Source organism: Metallococcus carri, assembly GCF_011440275.1.
Classification (GTDB): Bacteria; Actinomycetota; Actinomycetes; order Actinomycetales; family Dermatophilaceae; genus Metallococcus; species Metallococcus carri.
The window spans coordinates 97,173-116,186 of sequence record NZ_JAAOIV010000004.1 but is presented as its reverse complement, the minus strand read 5'-3'; the positions used below and the strand labels follow the sequence as shown (position 1 = coordinate 116,186).

The window sequence follows — 19,014 nt, the reverse complement described above, 5'->3', positions numbered from 1 at the left end:
CCACAGGAGAACTCGACGATGACGACCGACGTGACCACCGAAGAACGTTCGACCGCGACCGACGCCAGCCAGACCCGGATGCTGCTCGACCCGGGTATGAACCTCACCCTGCGCCCGATGCGCTATCCGGCGTTCTACGACCGGTTCCGCGACGCGATCAAGAACACCTGGACCGTCGAAGAGGTGGACCTGCACAGCGACCTCGCCGACCTGCGCCGTATGACGGACGCCGAGCGGCACCTGGTCAGTCGGCTCGTCGCGTTCTTCGCCACCGGCGACACGATCGTGGCGAACAACCTGGTGCTGAACCTCTATCAGCACGTGAACTCTCCCGAGGGCCGGCTCTACCTGTCGCGGCAGCTGTTCGAAGAAGCCGTGCACGTGCAGTTCTATCTCACCCTGCTCGACACCTACGTGCCCGACGAGAAGGAGCGCTTCGAGGCCTTCGCCGCGATCGACAACATCCCCTCGATCAAGCACAAGGCGGACTTCTGCTTCCGGTGGATCGATTCGGTCTTCGAGCTGCAGAGCCTGGAGACGCGCGAGGACCGAAAAGCCTTCTTGCTCAACCTGATCTGCTTCGCGGCATGCATCGAGGGGTTGTTCTTCTACGGCGCCTTCGCCTATGTCTACTTCCTCCGCTCGCGCGGCCTGCTCAACGGTCTGGCGTCCGGCACCAACTGGGTCTTCCGGGACGAGTCGATGCACATGGCCTTCGCCTTCGACGTGGTCGACGTGGTGCGCTCGGAGGAGCCCGACCTGTTCGACGAGGAGATGGCGCAGGCGGTGCGGCAGATGATCCGCGAGGCCGTCGACGCCGAGGCGCAGTTCGCCGAGGACCTGCTCGGCCAGGGCGTGGCCGGGCTGTCCACCGCCGACATGCGGCTCTACCTGGAGAACGTCGCCGACCGTCGCCTGCAGGTGCTCGGGCTCGAGCCGGAGTACGGCAGCAAGAACCCGCTCACCTTCATGGAATTGCAGGACGTGCAGGAGCTGTCCAACTTCTTCGAGCGCCGCGTCTCGGCCTACCAGGTCGGCGTCAGCGGTCAGGTCGGCTTCGATGACGACTTCTGAGTTGCTGCGCGTCAGCGAGCTCAGCGTCGACGCCGCGGTCAGCCGGGTCGTCCTCGCCCGGGTGATGGGCCACGCCGACACCAACCTCTACGGGTCGGTGCACGGCGGGACGGTCATGCACCTGATCGACGAGGCGGCCGCAGCAACGGCGGCGCGGCACGCAGGGGTGCCCGCGCTGACCGTGCGGGTCGAGGGCATGGACTTCCTCGCGCCCGCGCATGTCGGCGACCTGGTCTCGGCGCGCGCTCAGCTGGTCGACGTCGGCCGCACCTCGATGCGGGTGCGCGCCGTCGTCACCGCCGAGCGCTGGAACGAACTCGGCCCGGTCGTGCTGATCGCGACCGCCGAGCTGATGTTCGTCGCGATCGACGGCCAGGGCCGGCCGGTCGAGGTGCCCCGCCTGGCACCGGCCGATGTGGAGTGGCTCGCCGAGACCGTCACCGAGGGGGCCGCCACGGCGACCTTCGTCCCGCGGGAGACCGGGCAGCGGCCCCGGCATACGTGACGTTTCGCGAAGCATGAGTGACGTTTCGCGAGGCATTGGTGACGTTTCGCGAAGCATTGGTGACGTTTCGCGGGTTAGGGGGCGGGCGCGGCGAGCAGCGACAGCAACGCACCGAGCAGCAGCGCCGGGCCGTAGGCGAAATGCGAGGCGAGCGCTGCCCGCCGCGTCACCACCAGCGCGAGCGCCCACAGCCCGCCGATCAGGAATCCCCAGATCAGCCCGCCGAGCGCGACGACCGGTCCCCACCAGCCGAGCAGCAGGGTCGTCCAGCCCAGCAGGGTGACATCACCGAGGCCGATGCCTCCGGGTGCCGCGAGCGCCGCCAGCAGGAACACCACCAGCACGGCGACCGCGCACGCTACCGCCACCGGCCACGCCGACCACCGCCCGGCGCACGCCAGCAGCAGCGTCGCGGCACCGAACCCGGGGTGCACCAGCGGTTCGGGCAGCCGGTGCACATCGAGGTCGGCATACGCCAGCAGTGTCCCGATCACCACCGCCACGAGGTATGCCGGGAGTGCTCGCCAGGCGTCGACGTCACCGAGGTGCCGGACGACGCCGGCAACGCTCACCCCGAGCACCACCGGCAGGGTCCGCATCGGCGGGACCGGTCCGGTCTCGGTGGGCAGGTGGTACCACCCGGTGCGCAGCCAGGTCCGTAGTGCGAGCCCGGCCACGCCGGCCATCAACCCTGCCCCCACCCAGGCGAGCCACCCCATGCGGTGAGTGTGACACCGCCGGCACCACCGTGCAGGAACCTCTGGGGAAAACGCGAACGCCCCCCATTCCCATGGAAAAAGGGGGCGTTCGTCGAAGCAGGGTGACCTACACGTGCGCGTTGAGGTAGCGCTGCCAGGCCATCACGGTGCGCGAGTTGAGGTACCACGCGCCGTCGTGGGAGATGCCGAGGTAGTGCTGCATCGCCGCGACCGACTTCGGCCCGATCGAGCCGTCGGGCACGGTGCCGACCCGGCGCTGCAGCGCGGTGCGGGTGCGGTAGTCGAAGGCACCCGTCTGCGGCAGGCCGAGCAGCTTCTGGGTGGCGCGGGTGGTGAGCGGGCCGAACGAGCCGTCGATGGCGAGCTTGGCGGTCGGACGCGGCGCGCTGCGCGACGGCGGCGGGGTCGGCGTGGTGCCGCTGCCCACCTGCACCGCCAGGCCGTTGGCGACGGTCAGGCCGGCGCGGCGCGAGCAGACCGGCCAGGCTCCCGGACCCTGCGAGCGCAGGACGTTCTGGGCGATGAGGATCTGCGCGTCGCGGCTGGCGTGGTTGGCGGTCGACGCGTAACGGCCACCGCCAAACGCGAGCCAGGTGGAGTAGGAGAACTGCAGGCCGCCGTAGTAACCGTTGCCGGTGTTGATGGCCCAGTTGCCGCCGCTCTCGCAGGCGGCGACGCTGTCCCAGATGTTGTAAGGCGTAGCGGCCTCGGCGGCGGGGGTGGCCGCGATGCCGGTGCCGATGGTCGTTGCGGACAAGAACAGCACGCCGGCGGTGCGGCGGCCCTTCATCGGCGTGCGGGGCGCCGCGTGTTTGGGGGTGTAACTCACGGGGGAATGTCCTTCCTGACGAGCGCCTGCGAGGTGAGCTGTCGGGTTCGGGCGTCAGGCATGCCCGGCCGGCGAACCGGCTTCACCCCATGGGACTGGGTCGGTCCCGGTGGGTCCCCCGCTCTCCCGGCCGCCGGTATGGCGACCGCGTGCCCGCATGGAGATTCGGCGTCGGGGCACGAACGAAAAGGTGGCCTGTGCAGTTGTGGAGCCGCCCTCGACGAGGGTCGAACCGACCCGGACATCGAGACACGCGCGCGACACGTTACCGAGGCCGGCGGATGTTACACAAGAGATTGGTGAGATTAGCGGCGACGCGCCCGGCGCTGGCGAACAACTGGCCGATCGAGCGGTGTGGCGACCGCGTCGCCGAAGAACACCCCGGTGCTGATCGCCAAGGCCACGCTCGCCGCGCCGAGCAGGGTGCCGAGCGCCTGACCGGCGCCGGCGACCGCCTGACTGCCGACGATCGTACCGGCGACGGCGTCATACATGCCCCGGAAGATGCGAAGTCCGGGCAGCAGCGGCGACACCGTCGGAATCACGATGACCAGGCCCGGCGCTCCGAGGCGCATGCCGACCAGCCGACCGAGCAGGCCCACCGCCACGGCGGCGACCGCGACCGCGGTGGTCGCGCCGAGCGCGGCATAGGTCGGAAGGGTCGACACGAGCAGCAGCGCGAGCGCGCCGAGGGCGGCACAGGGCAGGACGTGGCGGGGGCGACAGCGCATCGTGATGGCCGCGGCGGCGGCACCGAGCGCACCGCACAACACCTGCACCCAGATGGCGGCCGGAGCCGAGTCGAAGCGCAGCGCCGTCGGCGAGGTCAGGTCGAGCCCCAGCACGCGATCCAGCCGCAGGGTGAGGGACAGCCCGGTCGCGATGCCGACGATGATGCCGGACGTCGTCAGCGCGACGGTGAGCAACCGGCCCGCTCCGGTCACCGGATAGCCGGTGATGGCGTCCTCCACCGCCGCGGCCATCGCGCGTCCGGGCAACATGATGACGATGCCCGCGGCGACGGCGTACGCGAAATCGGCGGTGGACATCTGCAGTCCGAGCACGCCCTTGGCAGCGATCAGATAACCCATCCAGGCCAAGGTGGTCGCGATCAGACCCCCGGCGGCGGCGGCATAGAACCCCGGTAGCCCGCATTTGTCGACGGCGACCTCGGCGGCGTCGATGACGAGCGCGGCGAGCACCGCGACGACGGTGGCCATCGAACCGCCGCCGAGCAGCGCACAGACCGACCCGGCGAGTACGGCATAGGCCACCGAGATCATCCAGCGCTGGTAGAAGCGCCGCTCGCGCTGGATCGACTTCAGCCGGTCGTTGGCGTCGGCCACATCCTCGATGCCGTCCCGGACGACATCGGCGACGAACTCGTGCACGGCGGCCAGCCGGGCGAAGTCCCGGGTGCTGGAGCGCACCACCCGCAGCAGGGTGAGCGGCTCACCGCTCGGGGCGGGCGCCTGGACGAGCAGCGACTGGTTGGTGATGTCGACCTCCAGCCGGCGCAGCCCGGCGGCGGCCGCCACGGCCACGACGGTCGACTCGACCGTCCGGGTGCCGGCGCCGCAGCGCAGCATGAGCTCGCCGACGCGCACCGCGAGCTCGAGCGCCTGCCGCGCGCCGGTGTCCTGCTCGGGTTGCGCTCCCGGGCGCAGGTGGCGGTAGGGCGTGAGCCGCAGCGCGGACTCCGACAGGGGCAAGGGCTCGCTCGGCGTCCGCCCGCGCAGCAGGTCGCTCGGCGTGCGACCGCGCATCAACTCCCGGCCGAACTCGCGCGGGCGAGGCAGTCGGCGTGGCTCGTGCTCGCTCATGACCCGAGCGACGGCAATCCGGGCACGAGCCCAGCCCCGGGCACCTGGCTGCTGTCGGCATAGGGCCACCAGTTCGCCGCCTCGTGCAGCTGGATCGAGGCGATGAGCAGGCAGAGCGCAGCCAGCGCGAGCGCGAGCCCCACGACGATGCGAGTGATCGGCACATTGCGGGCGGTCCACCGCACGAGACTGCGCGAGCCGCGGCGGGTCGAGGTGCCGCCCGGACCCCACCACACCGTCCAGCCGGCGACCAGGGTCGCGGCGGCGAGCGGGATCGGCCGGTCCATGACCGAGCCGTCGAAGCCGAGCGCCGAGCATCCGACGGCGGTGAGGGCCGCGGCGATCGCACCGAGGAAGGCCGGCAGCAGCACGACGAGCAGGGTCGACAGCGCCGCCAGGACCGCGTGCCACGGGGAGAGCACCACGGCGATCGCGGTGTCGGACTTGCGGCGGCCCGCGGCATACCAGCGCAGCACCATCGAGGTCACCGACCGGTCGGCCCACCTCGCCGCGAAGGTCCAGCAAAACAGCAGCGCCCACGCGAAGACCGGCATTACCGCGCCGAGCGCGACCAGACCGGCGAGCAGCGCGGCGAGGGTGCCCGTGCGGGGCGGCTGACCGATTCGCGGGTCCATCGGCGGCGGGCGGTATGCCGCCTCGTCCGCGCGGCTCGCTGCCACTCCCCGGTCGTATGCCGGGGCCACCGTCGGGCGCGGTCGCGCGGGCGTCGTGGGCTGCGAATTGCGTTGCGGGACAGTGGGTTCCCGCCTAGCGAGGCGCGCCGTGGACTGCCGGCGCGGCGTGACCTCGGTGGGCGGTGCCGCCGCGAGGCGCGCGGTGGCATCCGGCCGGGCGATGCTGCCCGTTTGCCCGCCGGAGGCATAGACCTCGAGCTCGCGCAGCACAGCGGGGGCGTCTGGGCGCAGGCGTGGGTCGGGGTCGAGCGCGGCCTCCAGCAGCGGCCGGATGCGCGGGTCGACGCGCCGCAGGTCGGCCTGCCCGCGCGCGACGCGGTCGAGCACCACCGGCATCGGGCCGCGTCCGAAGGGCGCGGTGCCGGATGCGGCATACGCGAGGGTGGCGGCCCAGCCCCACCAGTCGGTGGCCTCGGTGACCTCGGCGCCGTCGATGATCTCCGGCGACAGATATCCCGGCGTGCCCATGACCAGCCCGGTCTGGGTGAGCCGGGAGTCGTCGGCGACGTGGGCGATGCCGAAGTCGATGATCACCGGGCGGTCCTGGACCATCAGCACATTGCCCGGCTTGAGGTCGCGGTGCACGACCCCGGCGGCGTGGATCGCGCGCAGCGCGTCGGCGAGACCGCGCCCCAAGCGGGCCAGCTGCGCGGGCGTGAACGGCCCCTGGGACTCCACCACCTCATCGAGCGGAGGGCCGGGCACGAACTGGGTGACGAGGAAGGGCCGGTCGCCGTCAACATCGGCGTCGAGCACGGCGGCGACGGAGGCCGAGCGCACCCGGCTCAGCGTGTCGACCTCGCGGCGCAGGCGCTCGCGCGCGCCCTCGTCGTGGGCGACATGCGCGCGCAGCACCTTGATCGCGACCGCGCGGTCGTTGTCGTCGAGCGCGCGGTAGACCACGCCCATGCCGCCCTCGCCGAGCTTGTCGAGCAGCCGGTAAGGCCCGATGCGATCCCGGTCGGCGTCGATCACCTGGGGTCGCTGACTGAACGGCAGACGGTGCGCACCCGTTGCCCCCAGTTCGTCCCGACGCTCGGCGGTCATGGCCTCCACGGTAAGCGCTGCAGATGTGCGCGCTCCTCCGGCGTGCCGAGGGAACGTTCAGCCGCTGATGTAGTCCTGCAGGTGGTCGCGCTCGGTCTGCAGCTCCTGCAGCCGGAACTTCACCACATCACCGATGCTGACGATGGCCTGCAGCCGGCCGTCCTCGACCACCGGGACATGGCGCACCCGCCGCTCGGTCATCAGCGCGGCGAGGGTGTGGATCTCATCGGACGGGGCGCAGGTGTGCACGGTCGTGGTCATCAGCTGACCGACCGGCCGGTCGAGCAGGGCACGCGCGTCCTCGCCGAGGCCACGCACCACATCGCGCTCGCTGACGATGCCCGCGATGGCCCCGCTGTCCTGCTCGTCCACGACGACGACGGCACCGATGCGATGCTGCGCGAGCAGTGCCACCAGCTCACCGACGCTGGCGTCGCTGCGGATCGTGACGACATCGCTGCCCTTGGTGCGCACCACATCGGAGATCTTCATTCCCTGAATGTAATCCGCCTCACAGCACCGCGTCAGCCCTCCAGCCCATCTGCGTCGCCGCACCCATAGAGTGGTTGAGCAGATCCCCGCGACCTTTGGTGAGGAGCGAACCCACGGTGCCCGACCGCACGAGCTTCGACCTGGTCATCGTCGCCAACCGGCTGCCGGTGGACCGGGTGACGGGGCCCGACGGCAGGGTCGAACTGCGCCGCTCACCCGGCGGACTGGTCACCGCGATGGAGTCGGTGATGCGCGGTCGTGAAGGTGCTTGGGTCGGCTGGGCCGGCGAGGCGGGTGAGGCCAGCGACCCCTTCGTCGAGGACGACATGTACCTCGTGCCGGTCCCCCTGTCAGCCGACGAGGTCGCCGACTATTACGAGGGTTACAGCAACGCCTCGCTCTGGCCGATCTACCACGACGTCATCGTCCAGCCGGTGTTTAAGCGGCGGTGGCGGTCGGCATACGAGAAGGTCAACCGGCGGTTCGCCGAGGCGGCCGCGGACTGCGCCGCCCGGGGCGCGACCGTGTGGGTGCACGACTACCAGCTGCAGCTCGCGCCGCACATCCTGCGGGAGCTGCGACCCGATCTGCGCATCGGCTGGTTCAACCACATCCCCTTCCCGCCGGTCGAGTTGTTCATGCAGCTGCCGCGGCGGGAGGAATTGCTGCGCGGCCTGCTCGGCGCCGACTTCCTCGGCTTCCAGCGGCGCACGGACGCCGAGAACTTCCGCAGCGCCTGCCGGCGACTGCTCGGCGCGACCGTCAAGGGCGAGATCGTCACGACTGAGGACGGCCGAGCGGTGCGGGCGGCGGCGGTGCCGATCTCCATCGACGCCGACGGGCTGCAGCAACTGGCGCGCTCCGAGCCGGTGCAGGAGCGTGCCCGCGAGATCCGGCACGAGCTCGGCGACCCCGACCTGGTCCTGCTCGGCGTCGACCGGCTCGACTACACCAAGGGCATCCGGCACCGGCTCAAGGCCTTCGGTGAACTGCTCAGCGAGGGCACCCTGACCGCGCCCGGCGACGTGCTGATCCAGGTCGCGACGCCCAGCCGTGAACGCCTCGAGGCCTACCAGACCCTGCGCGGACAGGTCGAGCGCACGGTCGGGCAGATCAACGGTGACTACGCGCCGATCGGCACACCCGCGGTGAGTTATCTGCACCGGTCGTTCCCCCGCGAGGAGATGGCCGCGCTCTTCGTCGCCGCGGATGTCATGTTGGTGACGCCGCTGCGCGACGGCATGAACCTCGTGGCCAAGGAATATGTCACCTGCCACGGCGACGACGGTGCGCTCGTGCTCAGCGAATTCACCGGTGCCGCAGTCGAACTCCAGGGCGCCTACCGCTGCAACCCGCACGACATCGACGCGCTGAAGACGACGATCATGGAGGCTGCCCGCAGCCCGCTGGACGAACGCCGGCGCCGGATGCGCTCGATGCGCCGCCAGGTCGCCAGCCACGATGTCGCGCGGTGGGCCCAGGACTTCCTCGACGACCTCGCCGCCGCGCCGGACAAGCCCGAGCGCCGATGACCGCGCTGTCCTCCGCGCTGGCGTCCTTCGCCGGCACCGGCCGGGTGCTCGTCGCCAGCGACTTCGACGGCGTGCTGGCGCCCTTGGTGATGCGCCCGGACGATGCGCGCGCCCTGCCGCAGTCACTGTCCGCGTTGCGTTCATTAGCAGGTATGCCGGACACCGCCGTCGCCATCGTGTCCGGCCGCGACCTGGCCACCCTGCGCACGCTGACCGGCCTCACCGAGGACGACCCGATCGTGCTGATCGGCTCGCACGGTGGTGAGCCCGCCGTGCCGCTGCCGATCGAGGCCCGGTTGGACGCTGCTGCGCAGGAGCGTTTGGCGCGGGCGACGGCATACCTCGAACAGGTCGCGGGCCGGCACCCGGGCACCCGGCTGGAGCACAAGCCCGCCAATGTCGTGCTGCACACCCGCGGGCTGTCCGAGGAGGCCGCTGCTGCCGCGGCCGCGGACGGTATGGCGATCACCCAGGCGCACCCCGATGTGCACGTCATGGCTGGCAAGAGCATCGTCGAAGCCGGAGTGCTCGACGTCAACAAGGGGGTCGCGCTCACCGCGCTGGCACAACGCGTCGGTGCTGAGGCGACGCTCTACCTGGGTGACGATGTCACCGACGAAACGGCCTTCGCCGTGCTGCCGCCACCGAACCTCACGGTCAAGGTGGGCCCGGGGAAAACCGCTGCGACACAACGGATTCCGGACCCTGAGGCGGTGGCCAGCCTGCTCGCCGACCTCGCCGACCTGCGCCGCGCCGGCACCAGCTGAGCCGCCCGGCACCCGCATGCCGCCACGGCACTTGCAGGCCGGGAGGTCACTTGCATGCGGTGGTCACGGCATGCGAGTGGCCGGACGGTCTGCGCGTGACCTCACTCCGTCAGCGCGGCGGCGGCGCGGTGGAGCTGCGGACGATCAACTCCGGCGCGAAGAGCGTCTCACCGCGCGGGTGGGGATGGCCGGCGATCTCTTCGCCCAGCGCATGCACGGCCGCGCCCGACAGACCCGTGACGTCCTGGCGCAAGGTGGTGAGCGGGGGCCAGGTGTACTGCGTGACCAGCGAGCCGTCATACCCGATGACCGACAACTGCTCCGGCACGGCGACGCCCGCCTGCTCCGCCGCCCGGATCACCCCGAGCGCCATCAGATCCGAGCCACAGACGATGCCGGTGACACCCGACTCGATCAGCGCCCGACCGGCGAGCTCGCCACCCTCGACCGAGAACCAGGTCTGCTGCACCTCACCGTCGGGCACCAGCTCCCGGAAGGCCTCCAGCTTGCGCTCGCTCGGCACATAACGGCCCTGACCCGTGGCCAGGCCGATCCGGGTGTGCCCGAGCTGGCGCAGATGCGCGACCGCCATCCGCACCGAGGCGCGCTCGTCGGTCGACAGTGACGGCGCGTCGATCTCACCGCGGTGACCGTTGATCGTGACCATCGGCAGCCCGCGAGCCGACAGGTCGCGGTAGATCCCGAGGTCGGCGGTGAGGTCGGCGTGCCGGCCGCTCACGAAGACGACACCGGCGACGCCGCGCTCGAGCAGCATCGAGATGTAGTCGTCCTCCTGCGCGCCACCCGGCGCCTGGGTGCACAGCACAGCGGTGTAACCCATTGCGGCCAAACGGGTTTGGATGGTCTGGGCGAACAGCGGGAAGACCGGGTTGGTCAGCTCGGGCACGATCAACCCGACCAGGCCGACCATCCGCCGGCGCAGGTTGCTGGGCCGCTCGTAGCCGAGCACGTCGATCGAGGTGAGCACCAGCGCACGGGTGGCCTCGGCGACATTCGTCTTGTCGTTGAGCACCCGGCTGACCGTCGCTTCGCTGACGCCGGCGTGCGCCGCGATCTCAGCGAGCTTCGCCATGTCCCACCGCCTTCCAGCTCCACAGTCCATAGGTCGGGCCGTCGGCACGAACGTCGATCACGTCGGTGGAGGCCGTGATCGAGTCACCGCCCACCAGTGTCCCGCCGTCGATGCCGGGCAGCAACGCACTATCGATGCGGATCGGCTCGTGGGCCTGCCGCGCGACGTGCACCAAAACCGATTCGTCGGCCGATTCCCGCAGGAACACCAACGCATCGTCGTCCGCGTGCACCCAGCGTAGCCCGCCCTCGCGCAACGCGCCGTGCTGGTGCCGGGCCGCGATGAGTTCGAGGTATGCCGCGAGAAGCGTGTGGTCCCAACGCGATTCGTCCCACGGCATCGGCCGGCGGCCGTCCTCGCCGAAGGTGCCCGGCATGCCGATCTCGTCGCCATAGGTGAACATCGGGATGCCCGGCATGGTGAAGAGCAGGGCGGCCGCGACGATCACCCCGGCCGGGTCGTCGCCGACGAGCGTGCGGATCCGGGTGGTGTCGTGTGAGCCGACGAGGTTGAAGCTGTGCGTGCGGCTGCGCCATGGCACGAGAGCCCCGAACTCCGTCATCGTGTCCGCGACCAGTCCGCCACCGAGCCGCGGCACCATCAGCGGCGAGCCGAGGAAGTTCGGCGCGAAACCCTTGTCCCGCAACCACGTCCACACCGGCCGGGTGAAGCCCGAGTAGTTCATGACGCCGTGCCAGCCGTCACCCTGGGCGTCCGAGGCGTGGTCGTGACAGTGCTCGCCGACCAGCAGCGCGTCCGGATCGGCCGCCAGCATCGCGGCGCGCATGTGCCGTGCCACCGCGTGGTTGACGTCGATCGCGCCGAATCGCCCGGTCATATTCGCCACGTCGACCCGCCAGCCGTCGAGCGAGTCCGGCCCGGTGAGCCACCGCTGGGTGACCGAGTCAGGGCCGTCGAAGAGCTCGCGCTGCAACCCCGCGCTGCGGTGATCGAGCTTCGGCAACGATGGCACGCCGAGCCACGCGGCATACGATCCATCGTCCGCGAAGTAGTAGTAATCCCGTTGCGGCGCAGCGGGATCGGCCTGCGCCGCGGCGAACCATTCGTGCCCCGCGCCGGTGTGATTGGTGGTCAGGTCTCCCATCACCCGTATGCCGCGCTCGTGCGCCTCTCGCACGAGCCGCACCATCGCGTCGTCCCCGCCGAGCACGGGGTCGACCCGGGTGAAGCTGGATGCGTCGTAGCGGTGGTTGGACCGGGCCGGGAAGAACGGCGTCAGGTAGAGCACGTTCACCCCGAGCCGCACCAGGTGGTCCAGATGCTCGCGCACTCCGTCGAGGTCACCGCCGAAGAGCTGCGCACCGGTCGCGTCCGGTGTCGTGGTGTCGACCGGGTCGTCCCAGCGGGCCGGCACGGCCCAGTCCGGAACCGGCCGGTCGTCGGCCGCCGCGGAGCGGGCGAACCGATCTGGAAACACTTGGTAGACAACGGCATCGGCCGCCCAGGCGGGCGGGGCGGCATACGTCACGAGGCGGAAGTCCGCTGCGTCGGGCACGTCCCGTTCGTGCAGGCCGGTGCCGTTGAGCCACAGATATCCGGTGTGCTCGCCGCGGATGATGAAGCGGTAGTTGGTCACCGGGTTGTGGCACGCCACCTGCGCAGACCACCAGGTCTCCCCGTCGCCGCGATGGGTCACCGCCGCATCGGCGAAGCGCGGCTCGCCGTCGATGACTTGCCGCACGTGCAGCTCGTCGATGGCGAAGACATCCGGCACGCGCACGCGCACGGTCACCGTCTCCCCGAGTGCCGGGGCAGCGTTGGAGACGTAGAGCGCTGACCCGTCGTGGTGCGGCCGGGCCAGCAGGTCCGGCAGCGGCATCACTTCACCGAGCCCTGGGTGAGACCACCGGCCAGCTGCTTCTGGAAGACCAGGTAGAGCGCCGCGATCGGGATCGCCGACAACAGCGCGCCCGCCGCGAACTCACCGAAGAGGGCGAACTTGGTGTTGCCGACGGTCATGCCGTAGAGACCGACGGCGAGGGTCTGGGCGTCGGCGTTGGTGAGGAAGATGCTCGCGAGCATGAACTCGCCGAAGACGCCGACGAAGGAGGTCATGAAGACCGTCACCAGGATCGGGGTGACCAGCCGCAGCGTGATCGTGAAGAAGATCCGCGCGTGGGAGGCGCCATCGACCAGGGCTGCCTCGTCGAGCTCCTTCGGCACCGTGTCGAAATAGCCCTTGAGCAGCCACACACTGCCGCCCATCGCGCCGCCGAGGTAGACCAGGATGATGCCCCAGCTGGTGTTGAGCCCGAAGGGCGGCACGATCTCGCCGATCTTGCTGAAGGTGATGTAGAGACCGACGAAGGCGAGCAGCGCCGGGAACATCTGCAACAGCAACAGCGCCATCAGGCCGGCCCGGCGGCCGCGGAAACGCATGCGCGAGAAGACATAGGCCGAGCACGCGCCGATGAAGGTCGAGAACAATGCCGCCAGCAGCGAGATGACCAGCGAGTTCTTGTACCACGTGAGGAACGGCCGGGCCGGATCCTGCAACAGATCGCGGAAGTTGGCCAGCGAGAACCCGCGCGGCAGCAGCGAGGAGGCGGACATGGTGCCCGCCGGGTTCAGCGCCGCGGAGATGACGAAGACGATCGGGAAGATGGCGAAGAGCAGCGCCAGGATCGCGAGCAGGTGCTTCCACCACACCTTCCCGAAGGTCCCGGCCGGGTCCTGCTGGACTCCGGGAGACCGCTCGGGCGTGGCATCGGGGACCGCGGCGGTGGACATCAGTTGACCTCCTCGAGGGCCTTGGACCGCAGGAAGCCCGGCAGGCTGATCACCGCGACGATGAAGAAGATGATGATCGCGACCGCCGAGGCCAGGCCGTAGTTGGGCGAGGTGCCGTTGATCGCCAGGCGGTAGGCCATGTTGATCAGCAGGTCGGTCGAGCCGATCTGGGCGTTGCCGGTGTTGAACGGGCCCCCGCCGGTGAGCAACTGGATCAGCCCGAAGTTGTTGAAGTTGAAGGCGAAGGACGCGATCAGCAGCGGCCCGACCGCCACGAGCAGCAGCGGCATGATGATCGAGCGCAACATCCGCAACGGGCTCGCGCCGTCGATCCGCGCCGCCTCCATCACGTCGTCCGGAATCGACTGCAGCGCACCGGTGCACACGATGAACATGTAGGGGAACCCGAGCCACAGGTTGGTGAGCAGCACCGCGCTGCGCGCAGCCCAGGTGTTGCCGAACCAGTCGACATTGAGATGGGTCAGGTTGTTGACCAGCCCGAACTCCTGGTTGAACATCGACTGCCACACCAGCGCCGAGACGAACACCGGGATGGCGTAGGGCAGGATCAGCAGCGAGCGGTAGAGGCCGCGCCCCTTGATCCGCGGGTCGTTGAGCAGCAGGGCGAGCAGCATGCCGAGGATGAAGGTGGTCAGAACGCTCAGCGCGGCGAAGGCGAGGTTCCAGCCGAAGACCTTGACGAAGCCGGTGCGCAAGGTCGGGTCGGTGAACACCGTCTTGAAGTTCTGGAACCCGACATTCTCCTTCCAGCCCACCGGCAGCGGCTGACCCTGACCGTCCTTGGGCACCCAGCGGGCGCCGCGGGCGACATACACCTGCTTGGTCTGGCTGTCGGTGATGGTGTCGGCCTTCTTGTCCCACACCAGCGTCGGGCGACCCTCGAAGGCGAGCGAGATGCCGCTGGCCTTGATGCCGCCGCCGTTCGCGGTGGGCACGGCGAAGTTGGCCAGGTCCTTGCTGCGCCGGTTGGCCTCGCGCAGGTTCAGGATGCGATAACCGGGGGCGGTGCTGATCGAGCCGGACTCGACCTTCACGCCGGGGTCGGTGAGCGGCGTCAGGCCCTTGGCGTCACCGACGAAGTTCTTGCCGGCCGGGTCGGTGAGCAGGAAGTACAACTCGCCGGTGGCGACCGGCTCGCCGTCCTTGACCGCGACCGCGAGGCCGTAGGGCTTGGAGCCGGCGACCTGTTGCACCGAGTAGGCGATGTCCTGGGCGGTCGCCTCCTCCTTGGTGGCGAGGTGCCCCTGCCCGTAATTGCTGAACGCGGTGGCGCCGGTGTAGACGATCGGCCAGATCTGCAGGCCGAGCATCAGGATCAGCCCGGGCAGCAGATACTTCATCGGCACCGCGCGCTTGGTGCCGTAGACCGCCAGGATGATCATCGCGACGAAGGCGACCAGCACCACCCACATGGTGTAGCCGAGATCGGACAGCCGCATCGCGATATAGCCGCACAGCACGAGCGCGAGCGCGATCAGGATCCACTTCGCCGCGAGCGCCCACGCCGGCGTCTTGCCGTGGTGGAACAGCATCGGGTTCCCGGCGCCCGAGGGGGTGGTCCCGGTCGGCTCAGGGGACGGGTCGGTCGACATACTTCCTCCGCGTTGGGGCACACCAGCCGGTATGCCGGCCGTGGCCGCCGGTGGCGGAACGTCTCGATCGACGTCCCGCCACCGGCGGGGTCATCACTTGCCGGACTTGATGGCGGCGGAGATCTCCGTGGCCGCCTTCTTGAACCGGGCGTCCGGCTGGGCCTTGCCCGAGACGACGTCGGCCTCGGCCTGACCGAGCGGGCCCCACACCGAGTTCATCGCCGGGATATTCGGCATGAGCTTGCCGTTCTTGCCGGCGGTGTTCCACGCGGCGACATCCGGGTCGGTCTTGGCGACCTCGTCGTAGGCCGCGGTGAGGGCCGGCGGACGCTTGCCCACCTGGAACAGCTGGACCTGGGCGTCCTTGGTGGTCACGTAGTTGGTGACGAACTGCTGGGCGATGGTGGCGTTCTTGGCCTTGGCGGAGACATAGAACATCTGCACGCCGAGGAAGGGCACCATCTGGCCGCCACCGGCAACGGTGGGCAGCGGGTCGACGGCATACTTCACGCCAGCCTTCTGGAAGGCGGGCAGCGACCACGGGCCGGTGATCTCGAAGGGCGTCTTGCCGGTCGCGAACAGGTTGTCGGCGTTGGTGTCGTCGATATTGGTCGACAGCACCTTCTGCTTGCCGAGCTGGGCGAGCAGCGCCGCGCCCTTGAGGGTGTTCGGCGAGTCGACGATCAGGTTGTTCGGGTCGTAGTCGCCGTTGGCCTTGGTGCCGAAGATGCCGCCGCCGAAGGCGGACAGGAAGGGATAGGCGTTGTAGGCATTGCCCTGCTTGCCGACCTGGTTGGACAAGATGTTGGTGCACTTCTTCGAGCTCACGCAGGCGGTGCCGGCCTTGATCAGGTCGTCCATCGTCTTCGGCGCGGTCGGGGCCAGGGCGGTGTTGCGCACGAGCGCGAGGTTCTCGACGCCATACGGCACGGCGTAGGTCTGGTTGTTGAACTTGGTCGCGGCGACGGCGTTCTTGGTGAAGCCCGACTCAACCGAGGCCGGCACCTGCAGCGGGGCGACCGCGCCGTTGGCGACGAGCTCACCCAGCCAGTCGTGTGCGCCCACGATGACGTCGGGGGCCTGGCCGGCCTTGAACGCGGTTTCGTACTGCCCGCGCACGTCGTTGGCGATCTGGACCGCGACCTTGATGCCGTTCTTGGCGGCGAACTTGTCGGCGAGCTTCTGCACGACCGGCGCGGCGGTGGCGTCGGCCCAGATCACCAGGTCGGCGTTCGCGTCGCGCTGCGGCTTGTCGGTCGAGACCGAGGTCGGCGCGGCCGCGGCGGTGCTCGACCCCGAGCCGGCCGACGAGCTGCCCGAGCCGCCGGATGAGGACGACGCGGTGCTGCTGTTGCCGCCGCCGCTGCTGCTGCCACCGCAGCCCGACAGGACCAGGGCCGTGCCCGCGAGGGCGACGACGAGGGAACGCTTCATGGGGGAACTCCTTGAAAAAGACGAGCGTCGGTGCTCACGTCCGTGTGATGGCGATCACTATGACACCGCCTGCAGGTTCGTGCAAGATCTTGCAGTCCGCGCTGCAAGATCGTGACATTGGCCGGCGCCGACCCCTTCCGCTGCGCCCCGTCATGAGCCAGGATGTGACCCGGCCCACGTCGGGCCGACTTTCACAACGGATCGTCCGGCACGTTCCTGCCGGTGAAGGAGATTTCCTATGGCTACGGTCACCTACGACGAGGCGACCCGGGTCTATCCCGGGGCCACCACCCCCTCGGTCGACAAGCTCAACATCGACATCCAGGACGGCGAATTCCTCGTCCTCGTCGGTCCCTCCGGTTCGGGTAAGTCCACCGCACTGCGCATGCTCGCCGGCCTGGAGGAGGTCAACTCCGGGCGCATCCTGATCGGCGACCGCGATGTCACCCGCCTGTCGCCCAAGGAGCGCGATGTGGCGATGGTCTTCCAGAACTACGCGCTCTACCCGCACATGACCGTGGCCGACAACATGGGCTTCGCGCTCAAGATCGCCGGCGTCGACAAGGGCGAGATCCGCAAGCGGGTCGAAGAGGCCGCCAAGATCCTCGACCTCGAGCCCTATCTGGACCGCAAGCCCAAGCAGCTGTCCGGTGGTCAGCGCCAGCGCGTCGCGATGGGCCGCGCGATCGTGCGCAGCCCGCAGGTCTTCTTGATGGACGAGCCGCTGTCCAACCTCGATGCGAAGCTGCGCGTGCAGACCCGCACCCAGATCGCCTCGCTGCAGCGCCGGCTCGGGGTCACCACCGTCTACGTCACCCACGACCAGGTCGAGGCGATGACGATGGGTGACCGCGTCGCGGTGCTCAAGGACGGTGTGCTGCAGCAGTGCGACACCCCGCGCCGGATGTACGACCACCCGGACAATGTCTTCGTCGCCGGCTTCATCGGCTCCCCCGCGATGAACCTGATGAAGTTGCCGGTGACCGACGGTGGTGTACAGCTGGGCAATGGCACCTATCCCATCGAGCGCGGTGTGCTGAATGGCGCCCGCGAGGTCACCTTCGGCGTCCGCCCCGAGGACATGACGCCGGCCACCGACGGCTCCGGCCTGCCGGTCGAGGTCGACGTGGTCGAGGAGCTTGGCGCCGACGCCTATGTCTACGGCCGGGTGCCCGGCAGCGAGGCGACCGCCACCCCGATCGTCGCGCGCGTGGACGGCCGTCAGGTGCCGCAGAAGGGTGAGACCGTGCACTTCGTCCCCAAGGGCGACCACGTGCACCTGTTCGACGTGGAGTCCGGCGCCCGCCTCGGCGGCTGAGCCACACCCCCGTGACAGGCATCGGCCCGGTCCGCGCAGCACACTGCGCGGACCGGGCCGATGCGTAAGGTGAGCACGTGGCCCTCGACATCACGACGGGCCGGCCCTGGCCGGCTCTGCTCGATCTGCCCTGGTCACTCCCGCTGGAGGAGTGGCCGGAGGATCTGCTCGCCGCACTCCCCCGCGGCATCTCCCGGCATGTCGTGCGGTTCGTGCGGATCGAGGGACGGGTCATCGCGATCAAGGAGATCAAGGCCGACCTGGCCCGCCGCGAGTACGAGATGCTGCGCGCTCTGCGCCGGCTCAACGAGCCGACGGTCGAGGCCGTGGGTGTCGTCACCGGCCGGGTGGCACGGGACGGCCGGCCACTGGACGCCTGCCTGCTGACCCGGCACCTGCAGTTCTCCCTGCCCTACCGCGCCATGCTCAGCCAGAGCCTGCGCAAGGACACCGCCGACCGGCTCATCGACGCGCTCGCCGTGCTGCTCGTGCGGCTGCACCTGGTCGGCTTCTTCTGGGGTGATGTGTCCTTGTCCAACACCCTGTTCAAGCGCAACGCCGGCGAGTTCGCGGCATACCTCGTCGACGCGGAAACCGGTGAGCTGCACCAGAGTTCGCTCAGCCGCGGGCAGCGGCTGCACGACCTCGACATCGCCCGGGTGAACATCGCCGGAGAGCTGATGGACCTGCAGGCGGGCGGCTTCGTCGACCTCGACATCGACCCGCTCGTCGTCTCCGAGCGGATCATCAGCCGGTATGACGAACTGTGGGATGTGCTCACCGCGACCGAGAAGTTCGAATACGGCAACCGCTGGCAGGTCGACGAACGCATCCGCAAACTCAACGACGCCGGCTTCGACGTCGGCGAACTCGACATCACCACCGACATCGACGGCACGAGCATCCAGATCCAGCCCAAGATCGTCGACGCCGGTCACCACTGCCGGCGGCTGCTGCGCCTCACCGGGCTGGACGTCGAGGACAACCAGGCGCGCCGGCTGCTCAACGACCTGGACTCCTTCCGCGCCGCGACCGACCGGCAGAACGAGGACGAGGAACTCGTCGCCCACGACTGGCTGAACCGCATCTATGAGCCGATCACCCGCACCGTCCCGCGGGAACTGCGCGGCAAACTCGAGCCGGCCGAGATCTTCCACGAGGTGCTCGAGCACCGGTGGTACATGTCCGAGCAGGCCAAGAAGGACATCGCCATCGAGGAGGCGGTGAAGGATTACGTCAAGAACGTCCTGCCGCACAAGCCGGACGAGCGGTCGGTGGTCGGCGTGGACACCGAGGAGTTGCCGGTCCGCGCCAAGGAGTGA

General features: G+C 69.6%; 16 protein-coding genes and 1 riboswitch. Of the genes, 6 read left to right on the top strand and 10 right to left on the bottom strand.

Annotated elements, in window-relative coordinates:
• Window positions 1-18 precede the first annotated feature (18 nt).
• Together G9U51_RS07145 and G9U51_RS07140 are read left to right on the top strand one after the other, a co-directional pair.
• Window positions 19-1,074, top strand: coding sequence for a ribonucleotide-diphosphate reductase subunit beta (locus G9U51_RS07145; RefSeq protein WP_171715593.1), 1,056 nt, complete (start codon window positions 19-21; stop codon window positions 1,072-1,074).
• Window positions 1,061-1,579 (top strand): acyl-CoA thioesterase, encoded by a 519-nt coding sequence (locus G9U51_RS07140; protein WP_166195289.1) that lies wholly within the window; start codon window positions 1,061-1,063, stop codon window positions 1,577-1,579. The genes G9U51_RS07145 and G9U51_RS07140 overlap by 14 nt, the downstream gene beginning before the upstream one ends.
• Before the next feature lie 74 nt (window positions 1,580-1,653).
• Here the strand turns inward: G9U51_RS07140 and G9U51_RS07135 are convergent, their stop codons facing one another.
• From G9U51_RS07135 to G9U51_RS07115, 5 genes are all read right to left on the bottom strand, one after another.
• Window positions 1,654-2,298 carry a prepilin peptidase gene (locus G9U51_RS07135; protein WP_166195286.1) on the bottom strand — a complete coding sequence of 215 codons (645 nt, stop codon included), beginning with the start codon at window positions 2,296-2,298 and terminating at the stop codon, window positions 1,654-1,656.
• Window positions 2,299-2,404: 106 nt separating this feature from the next.
• Complete coding sequence (locus G9U51_RS17785; protein WP_328823362.1) at window positions 2,405-3,127, bottom strand: transglycosylase family protein; 723 nt, start codon at window positions 3,125-3,127, stop codon at window positions 2,405-2,407.
• Window positions 3,128-3,133: 6 nt separating this feature from the next.
• Window positions 3,134-3,308, bottom strand: a riboswitch (cyclic di-AMP (ydaO/yuaA leader).
• 124 nt (window positions 3,309-3,432) lie between these two features.
• Window positions 3,433-4,950, bottom strand: a complete 1,518-nt coding sequence (locus G9U51_RS07125) for a threonine/serine exporter family protein (RefSeq protein ID WP_166195283.1) — start codon at window positions 4,948-4,950, stop codon at window positions 3,433-3,435.
• On the bottom strand, window positions 4,947-6,692 hold the full coding sequence (locus G9U51_RS07120) for a serine/threonine-protein kinase (protein ID WP_207948114.1): 1,746 nt from the start codon (window positions 6,690-6,692) through the stop codon (window positions 4,947-4,949). Before G9U51_RS07120 ends, G9U51_RS07125 begins: the two co-directional genes overlap by 4 nt.
• A 57-nt stretch (window positions 6,693-6,749) precedes the next feature.
• Entirely contained in the window at window positions 6,750-7,184 is a 435-nt protein-coding gene (locus G9U51_RS07115; RefSeq protein WP_166195280.1) for a CBS domain-containing protein, read from the bottom strand.
• Between the two features lie 116 nt (window positions 7,185-7,300).
• Between G9U51_RS07115 and G9U51_RS07110 the strand changes: the two genes are divergently transcribed.
• Both G9U51_RS07110 and otsB read left to right on the top strand, forming a co-directional pair.
• Window positions 7,301-8,716, top strand: coding sequence for an alpha,alpha-trehalose-phosphate synthase (UDP-forming) (locus G9U51_RS07110; protein ID WP_166195277.1), 1,416 nt, complete (start codon window positions 7,301-7,303; stop codon window positions 8,714-8,716).
• Entirely contained in the window at window positions 8,713-9,483 is a 771-nt protein-coding gene (gene otsB / locus G9U51_RS07105; RefSeq protein ID WP_166195274.1) for a trehalose-phosphatase, read from the top strand. Before G9U51_RS07110 ends, otsB begins: the two co-directional genes overlap by 4 nt.
• 109 nt (window positions 9,484-9,592) lie before the next feature.
• Here otsB and G9U51_RS07100 read toward each other — a convergent pair whose 3' ends face one another.
• The 5 genes from G9U51_RS07100 to G9U51_RS07080 form a co-directional block, all read right to left on the bottom strand.
• Window positions 9,593-10,576: a LacI family DNA-binding transcriptional regulator gene (locus G9U51_RS07100; RefSeq protein WP_207948112.1), complete on the bottom strand. Its 984-nt coding sequence runs from the start codon at window positions 10,574-10,576 to the stop codon at window positions 9,593-9,595.
• Window positions 10,560-12,416: a glycoside hydrolase family 13 protein gene (locus G9U51_RS07095; RefSeq protein ID WP_166195268.1), complete on the bottom strand. Its 1,857-nt coding sequence runs from the start codon at window positions 12,414-12,416 to the stop codon at window positions 10,560-10,562. Before G9U51_RS07095 ends, G9U51_RS07100 begins: the two co-directional genes overlap by 17 nt.
• Window positions 12,416-13,327 (bottom strand): sugar ABC transporter permease, encoded by a 912-nt coding sequence (locus G9U51_RS07090; protein WP_166195265.1) that lies wholly within the window; start codon window positions 13,325-13,327, stop codon window positions 12,416-12,418. The genes G9U51_RS07095 and G9U51_RS07090 overlap by 1 nt, the downstream gene beginning before the upstream one ends.
• Window positions 13,327-14,940 carry an ABC transporter permease subunit gene (locus G9U51_RS07085; protein WP_235945659.1) on the bottom strand — a complete coding sequence of 538 codons (1,614 nt, stop codon included), beginning with the start codon at window positions 14,938-14,940 and terminating at the stop codon, window positions 13,327-13,329. Before G9U51_RS07085 ends, G9U51_RS07090 begins: the two co-directional genes overlap by 1 nt.
• Window positions 14,941-15,033: 93 nt before the next feature.
• Window positions 15,034-16,374 carry a sugar ABC transporter substrate-binding protein gene (locus G9U51_RS07080; protein WP_166195262.1) on the bottom strand — a complete coding sequence of 447 codons (1,341 nt, stop codon included), beginning with the start codon at window positions 16,372-16,374 and terminating at the stop codon, window positions 15,034-15,036.
• 238 nt (window positions 16,375-16,612) lie between these two features.
• Here G9U51_RS07080 and G9U51_RS07075 point away from each other — a divergent pair, with 238 nt between their 5' ends.
• Window positions 16,613-17,692: an ABC transporter ATP-binding protein gene (locus G9U51_RS07075; RefSeq protein WP_166195258.1), complete on the top strand. Its 1,080-nt coding sequence runs from the start codon at window positions 16,613-16,615 to the stop codon at window positions 17,690-17,692.
• Window positions 17,693-17,769: 77 nt separating this feature from the next.
• Window positions 17,770-19,014 carry a DUF4032 domain-containing protein gene (locus tag G9U51_RS07070; RefSeq protein WP_166195255.1) on the top strand — a complete coding sequence of 415 codons (1,245 nt, stop codon included), beginning with the start codon at window positions 17,770-17,772 and terminating at the stop codon, window positions 19,012-19,014.